Here is a 12,160-nt window from a genome sequence, read left to right as displayed (position 1 = left end):
GATGTCACAGATCCACCAGCAGGCACCCTTGCCCGGGTGCCCCGGCTGTGAGGAACCGCTGGATTCGGGCGACCTGTTCTGCGGGGCGTGCGGGTACGACCTCTCGGCCGTGCCGACGCCGCCGGGCGACCGTCCGACGGTCGCCATCACGGTGCCCGCGCAGGGTGCGGCGGCGCCCGCCGCCGCTCCGGTGGAGTGGCCGCCCGCCTCCGAGACGGACAGCTCCGACCTGCCGGCGCCCACGCACCGCCCCGCCGACCTTCCCGGCGTGGACTCGGGCGGCAAGCCCCTGCCCACCGTCGGACGGTCGGCGGTCCGGGTCGACGAGCCGGGCGGCGCCGCCCCGGGGAGCCCGGACGGCAGCTCGGGCGACTTCGAACTGGCCGCGCCCGACCCCCGCACCGTCGAGCACGCCACGGCGGGTGCCTCGGCGGCCGGAGCCAAGGTCTGCGTGGCCTGCCGCTCGGGCCATGTGGACCCCGACGGCTACTGCGAGAACTGCGGCCACGCCCAGCCACGCGAGCGTGACCACATGGAACAGGAGCTCGGCTCGGTGGCGGCGGTCAGTGACCGGGGCCTGCGCCACCACCGCAACGAGGACTCCTTCGCGGTGTCCTCCACCGCCCTGCCGGACGGTTCGCCGGCGGTCGTCGCCATCGTCTGCGACGGCGTCTCGTCCGCGAGCCGTCCCGACGAGGCGTCGGCCGCGGCGGCGAGCGCCGCCAACGAGGCGCTGCTGGATTCGCTGCCGCGGGGGACGCATCCGCAGCAGGCGATGCACGAGGCGATCCTCGCCGCGTCGGAGGCCGTCAACGCACTGGCCCAGGACCCCGGCCAGGCGTTGGAGCACGATCAGCACCGCCACCAGAACGCCCCGGCCTGCACCCTGGTCGGCGCGATCATGGCGGGCGGCCTGCTGGTCGTCGGCTGGGTCGGCGACAGCCGTGTCTACTGGGTCCCCGAGGACCGCGCCGACCCGCCGGCCCGGCTCACGGAGGACGACTCCTGGGCCGCGCAGATGGTGGCGGCCGGCCTGATGAACGAGGCGGAGGCGTACGCCGACGAACGCGCCCACGCCATCACGGGGTGGCTCGGCGCCGACGCGTACGACCTGGAGCCGCACACCGCGTCCTTCAAACCGGACCGGCCCGGCCTGGTGGTGGTGTGCACCGACGGCCTGTGGAACTACGCGGAGTCCGCCGCGGAGATGGCCGCGGCGGTGCCGCCCGACGGATTCGAACGGCCGTTGCACGGCGCTCAGGTGCTGGTCGGTCACGCGCTCGACGGCGGTGGCCACGACAACGTAACAGTGGCGCTGCTGCCGTTCGCCGTCGCGGCCCGAGGGGCAGGATCGGCCTGAGCCGCCCCCGGTCCACCGGCGGACCGGCCCGTCCCCGTGCCGTCTCCCGCGCGCCCGGTCGCGTCGCCCTGAACGCCGTCCGTACGCCCGTCCTCGTCCGCACATCAGTCTCCGTCTGACAGACGTGGAGCCTCAAGGAGCCGATCAGATGGCCAAGTTCTCCAAATCCAGCGTGCCGCAGTTCTCCGTCGAGGTCTACCAGAACGCGTTCCTCCCCGAAGGCGGCCGCGACGTGAACGCGATCGTCACCGTCACGTCCACCGGCGGGGGCACGACGGGCGGGGTGCCGCTGACCGACGGTGCCCACCCCCGCGTACGCGTCCCCGGACGGGCGCCGGACGCAGCCGTGGTGCTCATGGTCGACTGCTCGGGCTCGATGGAGTACCCGCCGACGAAGATGCGCAACGCGCGCGACGCGACGGCGGCGGCCATCGACACCCTGCGGGACGGCACACGGTTCGCCGTGGTGGCGGGGACGCATGTGGCCCAGGACGTGTATCCCGGCAACGGGGGGCTGGCGACGGCCGATCCGCGGACCAAGGCGCAGGCCAAGGAGGCCCTGCGGCGGCTGAGCGCGGGCGGGGGAACCGCCATCGGGACCTGGCTGCGGCTGGCCGACCGGCTGCTGGGGGCGGCCGAGGTGGACATCCGGCACGGCATCCTCCTCACGGACGGGCGCAACGAGCACGAGTCCCCGGAGGATCTGCGGGCCGCCCTCGACTCCTGCGCGGGCCGTTTCACCTGTGACGCGAGAGGTGTCGGCACCGACTGGGAGGTGAAAGAGGTCACAGCGATCGCCTCGGCGCTGCTCGGCACGGCGGACATCGTCGCCGATCCGGCCGGCCTGGCCGCGGACTTCAGGGAGATGATGGAGAACGCCATGGGCAAGGAGGTCGCGGACGTGGCGCTGCGGCTCTGGACGCCTGTCGGTGTCGAGATCGTGTTCGTGAAGCAGGTGGCCCCCGCGGTCGTCGAACTGACCGGCCGCCGCACCGGGGCGGGACCGCGGGCCGGCGACTACCCGACGGGCTCCTGGGGCGACGAGTCCCGGGACTACCACGTGTGCGTCAGGGTCCCGGAGGCCGGGATCGGCCAGGAGATGCTGGCGGCCCGGGTCTCGCTGATCCTGCCGTCCACGGCGGAGGGCGGCGCCCCGCAGACCCTCTCCCAGGGACTCGTGCGGGCCGTGTGGACGGACGACATGGCCGCGTCCACCTCGATCAACCCCCAGGTGGCGCACTACACGGGGCAGGCCGAACTCGCGCAGGTCATCCAGCAGGGGCTGGATGCCCGCAAATCGGGAGACTTCGACGGCGCTACGGCGAAACTGGGCCGTGCGGTGCAGCTCGCGTCGGCCTCCGGAAACGCGGATACTGCGAAACTGCTTTCGAAGGTGGTCGACGTCGTCGACGCGGCGACCGGTACTGTGCGACTGAAAGCGAGGGTCGCGGAAGCGGACGAGATGACACTCGAAACGCGCTCGACCAAGACAGTTCGCGTCAAGAAATAGCGACACGAACGACAACGACACAGCCGCACCGAGAGCCGCACCGGCCGGCCGGGCGGTGCACCGACCAGCATGGCGGCCTCCGGGCCGGACGAGGAGAGGGGGAAGCGCCGACATGCCGACCTGCCCGAACGGACACCAGTCGGGTTCCGAGGACTGGTGCGAGGTCTGCGGACATCGCATGGCCGGGACGGACGCGCCCGCGGGCGCGGTCCCGCCGCCGCCTCCCCCGCCACCCGCGCCCGGCTACGGTTATCCCCAGGGCCCCGGCTCCGGGCAGCCGACCGCGCAGGCCGAGCTCTGCCCGCAGTGCCGCACCCCGCGTGAGGCGATGGCGCCGTACTGCGAGGAATGCCGCTGGAACTTCCTCACGAACACGGCGACCTCGTACACCCCGCTGGCACCGCAGGGCGGCGCCGGCGGACCGGCGCCCGGGCTGAACCTGCCGCCGGGCTTCCAGGCGCAGCAGGTTCCGCCGCAGCAACAGCAGCAGCAGCAGCGGGACCCCTTCGAGTACCAGGGTTCGCGGCCTTCGCAGATGAACCGGCCCGCCGAACCCCTCTCGCCGGAGCAGGAGGGCCGCCCGGGCCCGCCGCCGCCCCCGCACTCCTTCCAGCAGGGGCCGCCGCCGCCACCGTCGTTCCAGCAGCAGTCCCCGTCGCCGTTCGAGTCGCAGTCCTCGTCGCCGTTCGACCCGCAGGGCCGTCCCGGTCAGCAGGGACAGGGCCCGCAAGGTCCGGGGCCTCGGAGCGGCGCACCGTCGCCGTTCGAACCGCAGGGACCGGGGCAGCAGGGCCCGGGTCAGCAGGGCGGCCGGACGTCGCCGTTCGAACCGCAGGGCGGACCGGGGCAGCAGGTCCCTGGCCAGCAGGGCCCCGGGCAGCCGGGTGGCGCACCGCCGTTCGAGCCGCAGGGACCCGGGCAGCCGGGTGGCGCACCGCCGTTCGAGCCGCAGCGGCAGGGGCCGCCGCCGCCGTCGTTCCAGCAGCAGTCCGCGCCGCCCGCGCCTCAGCGTCCGCAGCCGCCGCAGACCGGTGGGGACGACGACTGGATGCTGCCGCCGCCCTCACGGCAGCAGCAGCCTCCCCAGGGGTTCCAGCAGGCCCCGCAGGCGCCTCAGCCGCCGCAGCAGCAGTTCCCCGGCCAGGGCCCCGCCCAGGGCGGACCGAACCAGGGTCCCGGCAGCTGGACGGCCGTCATCGCGCCGGACCGTGACTACTTCCTGGCGATGATGCAGCGCAGCGGCCCCGAGGCGACCGGGCTGAACCTGCCCGCGTACTCACCGGAGCAGCGCCTTCCGCTCACCGGCGGCCAGATCACCATCGGCCGCCGCCGGCACAGCACCGGCGAGTCCCCCGACATCGACCTCGCCGTGCCGCCGGAGGACCCGGGCGTCTCGCACCAGCACGCCGTGCTGGTGCAGCAGCCGGACGGCAGCTGGGCCGTCGTCGACCAGAACTCCACCAACGGCACCACGCTCAACGGCGCCGAGGACCCGATCCAGCCCTATGTCCCCGTCCCGCTCCAGGACGGCGACCAGGTTCACGTCGGAGCCTGGACGACGATCACGGTCCGTCGCGACTGACCCGGCGCCCGGGGCTTCGAGGACCGGGGTCCTAGGACCCCGGTCCTCGGCCGGTGCGTCTGCGACGATGGACGGGTGACAGAGATTCCGCGCGACACGCTTCAGGAGCAGACCTTCTACGAGCAGGTCGGCGGCGAGGAGACCTTCCGGCGCCTGGTGCACCGCTTCTACCAGGGCGTCGCGGAGGACCCGCTGCTGCGGCCGATGTACCCGGAGGCGGATCTGGGGCCGGCCGAGGAACGGTTCACGCTGTTCCTGATGCAGTACTGGGGCGGGCCGCGCACCTACAGCGACCAGCGGGGCCACCCCCGGCTGCGGATGCGGCACGCCCCGTTCCAGGTGGACAGGGCGGCGCACGACGCCTGGCTCGGCCACATGCGCGTGGCCCTCGACGAGCTCGGTCTTCCCCCGGAGCAGGAGCGGCAGTTGTGGGACTACCTCACCTACGCCGCCGCCTCGATGGTCAACACCGCCGGCTGACCCCGTGTGCGGAATCCGGTGCTCCGCAGCCGCATAACGGTCACGATCCCATCAAGGTGCACGCGCAGGCGGTTTCCAGAAGCCGGTGCACTCTGAAAGCATCCGGAGCACGCCGGGGGGCGTGAGAGGCGTGCGGCTGCTGAGGTTCGGGGGATCAGGTGACGGGGTTCGTCCTTCTGCGGGCACGCGCGCACCGGCTCCTGCTCGCCGCGGCCGTCCTGGCCGTGCTGCTCACCACCTGTGTCCTGGCCGCGCTGACCGCGTTCTCCGGTTCGGTGGGTGACGCCGCCCTCCGCCACGCCCTCACCCACCGCTCCGCCGAGCAGGCCTCCCTCTTCGTCTCCGCCGATGTCGGCCTCGGACAGCGCGAGGAGGCCGACGCCGCGGTGCGCCGGGCTGCCCGGGACACGTTCGACGGGCTGCCGGTGTCCGTGCGGAGGCTGGAGAGCTCAGGGCCGTACGCGCTGCCGGGCGGCCTCCAGGCCTCCGCCGCAAAGAGTGGCCAGCCGGATCTGACGCATCTCGCCTCGCTCGACCGCGGCCGTGTCCGCCTGACCGCGGGACGCATGCCGGACGCCGGGGACGGGGACGCGGAGCAGCCCGTAGAGGTGGCACTGCCGCGTACCGCCGCCGAGGCGCTCGAACTGGAACCGGGCTCCCGCATCACCCTGACCGACCGGCTGAGCGAGGCACCGCTGCGGGTCGAGGTCACCGGTCTCTACGAGGCGTCCGACCTGGACGACCCGTACTGGCGGCTGGACCCTCTCGGCGGGCGCGGCGCCCGCACCGTCGTCTTCACCACCTACGGCCCACTGCTGGCCGACCCGGCCGTGCTCGGTTCCGGCCGGGTCAGCGCAGGTCCGGTGTCGTGGCTGGCCGCCGCCGACTTCCGCACGGTGACGACCGGCCGGACCGAGGCCCTGCACCGGACTGCGACGGACGGGCCCAAGGCGCTGTCCGCGTCCGAGGTGTTCGGGGACGGGGCCACGGTGCGGACCTCGTTGCCGGCCGTCATCGGCCAGATCGAGCGGGCGCTGCTGGTGTCCCGCTCCACGATCATGATCGTCGCTGTGCAGCTGGTCCTGCTCGCCGGGTACGCCCTGCTGCTCGTGGCCCGGCTGCTGAGCAGCGAACGCGGCGGCGAGACCGAACTGCTGCGGGCCCGGGGCGGTTCCAGGGGCAGGATCGCCTCGCTGGCCGCCGTCGAGGCGATCCTGCTGGCGGTGCCCGCCGCCGTCGCCGCACCGCTGCTCGCCGGTCCGCTGACCCGCCTCCTCGCGGACCGGAGCGACCTCGGCCGGATCGGGCTGCGGCTCGACGGCGGGGCGACGGGCACGGTCTGGCTGGTGGCGGGTCTCACCGCGCTGGCGTGCGCGCTCGCCGTGGTCGCGCCCGCGCTCACGGCGGGCATGGGCGGACGCCGCGGCGCCCGGGCCGCGGCGCTGCCCACTCCGGTGCGGGCGGGAGCCGACATCGGGCTGCTGCTCATCGCCGGGGTGGCCTACTGGCAGCTGGACCGGCAGACCGGGGCGTCCGGCGGCGGGGCGCTCAGCGGCGACCGGCAGGGCCGGCTGGGCATCGATCCTCTGCTGGTCGCCGCACCCGCGCTGGCCCTGCTCGCGGGCACCGTCCTGACCCTGCGCCTGCTGCCGCCCGCCGCCCGGCTCGCGGAGCGCCGCGCGGCGGGCGGGCGGGGGCTGCCCGCGGCCCTGGCGGGCTGGCAGTTCAGCCGTCGGCCGCTGCGGGGCGCGGGTCCGGTGCTGCTGCTGGTCCTGTCGGTCGCGATGGGCATGCTGGCCATCGGCCAGAGCGCGTCCTGGGACCGCTCGCAGGGTGACCAGGCCGACTTCCGTTCGGGTGCGTCGATCCGCGTGGTGGGCGCGCCGTCCGGCGATCCGGCGAAGGCCGCCGCGTACACCGGTCTGCGGGGTGTACGGGAGGCGGCTCCGGCGTTCCGTACGACGGCGGACCTCTCCGGTGGGCGGACGGCCGAAGTGCTCGCGCTGGACACCGGCCACGCGGACGAGGAAATGCTGATGCGGGAGGACCTCTCCGGGACGTCGCCGCGGGAGCTGTTCGAGGCGATCGCACCGCCGAGGACGGCGCGGCCCGGGGTCCTCCTGCCCGGGGGCGGTGACAGGGTGCTGTTCGATCTGCGGATCAAGGACACCTCGTCGCCCGGCGGCAGGTCACCGTCCGGCTCGGCACCGATGGTCAGCGTCCTGCTGGAGGACCGTTACGGCGTCGGCTACCGGGTCGGGGCGGGGACGGTCAAGGTCGACGGACGCGCGCACACCCTCTCCTTCCCCGTGTCGGCCGCCGCCGAGCTGTCGGTGACCGGCTTCGAGATCGACAGTGACGTCCCGGAGGGACGCGCCGAGACACGCCTGGTCGCGCTGAGCAGGCTCAGGGCGGCCACCGGGGGCGGCGACGAGAAGCCGGCCGCCCCATCGGACGGGGTGCGCTGGCGGGCTGCCGCGACCATGGCCGCGGCCGGCGAGGAGCAGGCCGCGGGGACGCCGGAGGCGGTGGCGGCCTCAGGAGCGGCACCGGCCTTCCGGTACGAGACCGGGTACACCCGGCCGGGCGGTTACTCCGCCGATCCGGTCAGCACCCTGCGGATCACCGCGGCCCGTCCGGCCGCCCCCGCGCTGAAGGCGGTGGCCACCGACGCGTATCTGACGTCCGCGGGGGCGGAGCTCGGCCAGGAGGTCGACCTCACGCTGGCGGGCAACACGGTCCGGGTGAAACTGGTCGAGGCGGTGCGGCAGCTGCCGACGACCGGCACCGGCGCGGCCCCGGACGCTCTGGAAGGCGCGCCCGGGGGCGCCTCGGAGGCCTCGGCCACGAAGCCGGGCGGCAGCCTGCTGCTGGACCTCAGGGCGGTGTCGGAGGTGCTCGCCCACCGGTCCGGGGCCACCCTCGCGCCCACCGAGTGGTGGCTGAGCACGGCGCCCGGCGACGGCCCGGCGGTGGCGGCGGCCCTGCGTGGGCTCCCCGGGACGGATCCGGCGCAGGTGCGGGTTCGGGACGAGGTGGCGAGGGAGCTGGCGGACGACCCGCTGGGTGCGGGGCCGCAGTCCGTGATGCTGGCCGTCGCCGTGGTGGCCGCCGCCCTGGCCGCCGTCGGGTTCGCCGTGGGCCTCGTGGGTTCCCAGCGCGAACGGGCCGCCGAATTCGCCGTGTTGCGCGCCCTGGGGGCGCCACGTCGCGGGCTGGCCCGGATGATGGCGGCCGAACAGGGCGTGCTGATCACTCTGGCCCTGCTGATCGGACTGGCCCTCGGGGCGGTGCTCACCAGAGCCGTCGTGCCGCTGGTCGTGCTGACCGGGCAGGCATCCAGGCCGGTGCCGGACGTACTGGTGCGGCTGCCGGCCGGGCAGGTCGCCGTCCTGCTCGCCTCGGTCGCCGTGCTGCCGCTGCTGACGGTCGCCGCGGTCACACTGCGCCGCGCCGATCCTGCGGTGTCGCTGCGCCACCAGGGGGACAACTGACATGAACGCCACCAAGATCCAGGCCGCCTGCGCCCCCTGGGTGCGCACGAGGCTGCGCACCGCCCCCGGTACCTCCGCCGCGCTCGCCGTGCTGGTCCTGCTGACCGCCTTCCTCGCGGCCGTGTTCCCGCGCTCGGTGGACGCCTACGAGGCGAAGGCACTGCGGCACGACATCACGGCCGCGCCCGAGGGGCAGAGCGTGCTGGAGGTGACGACCCTGCCGCCCGCGCTCGGGCAGGCGCCCTCGGTCCGTGAGGCGGCCATGCGGGAGAAGGCCCTGGCGTCGGCCCAGGACGCCCTGGTGAAGGTGCTCCCCGACCCCCTGCGCGCCGATGTTCCCGAGTCCTCGTACGGGGTGCACACCACGAAGCCCCTGGCGGCGGACGAGAAATGGCTGCCCCGTCCCGACGCGCTGCCGCCCCTGCTGACCTACGCCGCGCCCTCGGGGCTCCCCGACCACGCCACCCTGCGGTCCGGCCGCTGGCCGGTGGCGCGGGACACGATGACGCTGGAGACCCGTGAGGTGGAGGCGGCCGTCACCGAGGACACGGCCGAGGACCTGAGGATCGAGCCGGGCGCCACCGTCGCGGTGCCCACCCAGCGCGGCGACCCGCTCACCGTACGCGTCACCGGCATCGTCGCCCCCCGGCACCCCGACAGCGGCTACTGGACGATCGACCCGCTGTTCCGCGCCCCGTCGCTGGTCAGGGACCCGGGGTCGCCGACGCCCGTCTTCTACTGGCGGGGAACGCTGCTCCTGCCACCGGACACGGGGCCCGCCCTTCTCGCCACCATGGGGGAAACCGAGCTGTACTGGCGCCTGGCACCGGATGCCGCGGGGCTGACCGCGGCCGAGGTGCCCGGGCTGGAGTCCGCCGTCGCGGCGGTGGAGAACGGTCCCGGGCTGCTGGAGCTGCGCGACATCGCCGGCCCGAACACCACGCTCACGACCGGCCTGGACGCGATCCTCGGCTCCTACTCCTCGATGCGCGACGCCATCGGCCCCGTCGTCACGGTCGCCGCGGTGGGCATCGGCGCGGTGGCCGCCGTCGTCCTCCTGATGACCGGCGGGCTGATCGGCGCCCGCCGCCACCACGAACTGGCCCTGCTGCGCTCCCGGGGCGGCTCGCTGCCCGGCATCGGTGGACGCCTGCTCGCCGAGACGGCGGTGGTGGTGGTGCCCGCGGCCGCGCTCGGCCTGCTGCTGGCCGTCCTGGTGGTCGGCGAGGCCCGGTTCCCGCCCGCTGCGCTCGGGGCCGCCACCGTCGCCGCGCTGGTCTGCGCGGTGCTGCCGCTCCGTACGGCCGTGCACCACCGCAGGCCGCTGCTGCACGGCGCCCGGGACGACGTGACGGCCGCCAGGCCCTCCCGGCGCCGTACGGTGGCCGAGCTGACCCTGCTCGTCCTGGCGGTCGGCGCGGTGGCGGCGCTGCGCCGCCGCGGCACGACGACGGGCTCCGGCTCCGATCTGCTGGTCAGCGCCGCGCCCGTCCTGGTGGGGCTGATCGCCGCACTCGTCCTCGTACGCCTGTATCCGCTGCCGCTGCGTCTGGCGGCCCGCCCCGTGGCCCGGCTGCGCGGAGCGGTCGGTTTCCTGTCACTGGCCCGCGCGGGCCGGGCATCGTCGAGCGGCACCTTGCCGTTGCTGGCCCTTCTGATCGCGCTGACCACCGCGGGGTTCGGAGGTTCGGTGCTCACGGGGGTCGCGGACGCCCGCGACGAAGCGGCGCTGCGCGCCGTCGGCGCGGACGCGCGGGTCAGCGGGGAGGGCAGCTCCGCTCCGCTCTCCGACGGCACGGTGCGCCGGGTGCGGGCGGTCGACGGTGTCGAGGACGTCGCACCCGTGCGCATCGAGTACAGGACCCCGCTCGCGGCCGCCTTGGACGTGACGTCGGAGACGAAGCGCGCCACCCTCATGGGCGTCGAACCGGAGTCGTACGCGCGACTGGCCCGGGACACCGGGCTGCCGGCCTTCCCCTCGGCGGCGCTGAGGAACTCACCGGGGCAGAGCGGGGTCCTTCCCGCGATCGCCTCGCCCGCGCTCGCGGAACGCCTGGGCCTGCGGCCGCACACCATCCGGTCGCAGGCGGGGGACCTCAGGGTGCGGGTCACCGCCGTCCTCCCGCTCACCTCCGCGGTGGGCGACTCCGACTTCCTGATCGTCGACGCGAAGGCGCTCGCCCAGGGAAGTCCCACGACCCTGCTGCTCACCGGCGGCTCGCCGGACGCCCGGCAGCTGCGGGCCGCCGCACGGGAGGCGGGGCCGGAATTCACGGTGAGGCTGCGGTCGGCGGAGCGCGAGAGGTTCGTGGACACCCCTATGCAGTCGGGCGCCGAGAGGATCTACGGGGCGGCGGTCGTGGCGGGCGCCGGATACGCGTTGCTCGCCGTACTCCTGTCCCTCCTGCAGACGGCTCCGGAGCGCACCACGCTCCTGGCCCGGCTGCGCACCATGGGGCTCACCACCCGGCAGGGGCGGAGGCTGCTCGCTTTCGAGGCGATGCCGCAGGCGCTGCTGGCGGCCTTCGGCGGGCTCCTCGTCGGCTGGGCGACCATCGCCCTGCTCGCACCCGGCATCGACCTCGCCGCACTGGCACTGGCAGACGGCGACCCCTCGACCGCCCGGACCGCTTCCCTGCGGGCCGATCTCCGGTCGCTGGTGCTCCCGGCGGTGGGCGTGGTCGTGCTCGCGGCCGCCGTGGCGGGCGTCCAGGCCTGGTGGGCGAGCCGCCGTGGATCGATCAAGGAACTCAGGGCAGGAGACACCCGGTGACATCGTCGACCGAGACCACTCTGGCGGAGCTCGAACAGCGGGCCGCGGCGCGCCGCGACCGGCCGTCGTACGGGCACGACGCCCTGATCGCCTGCGACCGGCTGGTCCGCGTCTTCTCCGCGGACGGCGTGGAGGTGCAGGCGCTCCAGGGGCTCGATCTGCTGGTGACCGAGGGCGAGCTGATGGCCCTGGTCGGCGCGTCGGGCAGCGGGAAGTCGACCCTGATGAACATCCTGGCGGGGCTGGACGTCCCCACGGCCGGATCGGCGAAGGTGGCGGGCCGCGACCTGCTGGCGATGGGACAGAAGGAGCGGCTGCGCTACCGACGCGACGTCGTCGGCTTCGTCTGGCAGCAGACCTCGCGCAATCTGCTCTCGTATCTGACGGCCGCGCAGAACATCACCTTGCCCATGCAGTTGAGCGGGGGCGGCCGGAACCGTGAACGGGCGGCACGTGCCGAGTCGTTGCTGGCGATGCTGGATGTCGCGGACTGCCGGGACCGCCGCCCCGCCCAGATGTCCGGCGGCCAGCAGCAGCGGGTGGCGATCGCGGTGGCCCTGGCCAACAGCCCTTCGGTGCTGCTCGCCGACGAACCGACCGGCGAGCTGGACTCCGCGACCGGCGAGCAGGTGTTCGCCGCGTTCCGCCGTGCGAACGAGGAACTCGGCACGACGATCGTGATCGTCACCCACGACCAGGCGGTGGCCGACGAGGTGCGCCGCACGGTCGCGATCCGCGACGGCCGGACGTCCTCCGAGGTGCTGCGGCGCACCGAGGTGGACGCGGCGACGGGGCAGGAGTCCCAGGTGGCACGGGAGTACGCCATGCTCGACCGGGCGGGCCGGCTGCAGCTTCCCGCCGAATACACCGAGGCGCTGGGCATGGAGCACCGGGTGATGCTGGAACTGGAGCGGGACCACATCGGCGTGTGGCCGGACGCGCGGGAGGACTAGCTTGATCT

General features: G+C 74.5%; 7 protein-coding genes. All 7 read left to right on the top strand.

From position 1 onward, the window contains the following. The first annotated feature begins 1 nt into the window (after position 1). Positions 2 to 1,360, top strand: coding sequence for a PP2C family protein-serine/threonine phosphatase (locus ACIRJR_RS10810; RefSeq protein WP_403777109.1), 1,359 nt, complete (start codon positions 2 to 4; stop codon positions 1,358 to 1,360). Positions 1,361 to 1,508: 148 nt separating this feature from the next. Continuing rightward, the gene (locus ACIRJR_RS10805; RefSeq protein ID WP_403777106.1) at positions 1,509 to 2,870 is read left to right on the top strand and encodes a VWA domain-containing protein; all 1,362 of its coding nucleotides are present in this window, start codon (positions 1,509 to 1,511) and stop codon (positions 2,868 to 2,870) included. Between the two features lie 112 nt (positions 2,871 to 2,982). After that, positions 2,983 to 4,452, top strand: coding sequence for an FHA domain-containing protein (locus tag ACIRJR_RS10800; protein ID WP_403777103.1), 1,470 nt, complete (start codon positions 2,983 to 2,985; stop codon positions 4,450 to 4,452). 75 nt (positions 4,453 to 4,527) lie between these two features. Further along, a complete protein-coding gene (locus tag ACIRJR_RS10795) occupies positions 4,528 to 4,932 on the top strand; it encodes a globin (protein WP_403777100.1) in 405 nt (134 codons plus the stop codon). Positions 4,933 to 5,090: 158 nt separating this feature from the next. Further along, positions 5,091 to 8,426, top strand: a complete 3,336-nt coding sequence (locus tag ACIRJR_RS10790) for an FtsX-like permease family protein (RefSeq protein ID WP_403777097.1) — start codon at positions 5,091 to 5,093, stop codon at positions 8,424 to 8,426. 1 nt (position 8,427) lies between these two features. Further along, positions 8,428 to 11,199 (top strand): FtsX-like permease family protein, encoded by a 2,772-nt coding sequence (locus ACIRJR_RS10785; RefSeq protein WP_403777094.1) that lies wholly within the window; start codon positions 8,428 to 8,430, stop codon positions 11,197 to 11,199. Then, complete coding sequence (locus ACIRJR_RS10780; protein ID WP_403777091.1) at positions 11,196 to 12,152, top strand: ABC transporter ATP-binding protein; 957 nt, start codon at positions 11,196 to 11,198, stop codon at positions 12,150 to 12,152. The genes ACIRJR_RS10785 and ACIRJR_RS10780 overlap by 4 nt, the downstream gene beginning before the upstream one ends. Positions 12,153 to 12,160 lie beyond the last annotated feature (8 nt).

It is taken from the genome of Streptomyces sp. NPDC102402, from assembly GCF_044765765.1.
GTDB lineage: Bacteria > Actinomycetota > Actinomycetes > Streptomycetales > Streptomycetaceae > Streptomyces.
The sequence above is the reverse complement of the archived record's forward strand: the minus strand, read 5'-3'. Positions and strand labels throughout refer to the sequence as shown.

Excerpts from the sequence above, each read along its gene's own strand:
- ACIRJR_RS10800 (WP_403777103.1), top strand. The coding sequence starts at position 2,983 with ATGCCGACCTGCCCGAACGGACACCAGTCGGGTTCCGAGGACTGGTGC.
- ACIRJR_RS10810 (WP_403777109.1), top strand. The coding sequence starts at position 2 with ATGTCACAGATCCACCAGCAGGCACCCTTGCCCGGGTGCCCCGGCTGT.
- ACIRJR_RS10785 (WP_403777094.1), top strand. The coding sequence starts at position 8,428 with ATGAACGCCACCAAGATCCAGGCCGCCTGCGCCCCCTGGGTGCGCACG.
- ACIRJR_RS10805 (WP_403777106.1), top strand. The coding sequence starts at position 1,509 with ATGGCCAAGTTCTCCAAATCCAGCGTGCCGCAGTTCTCCGTCGAGGTC.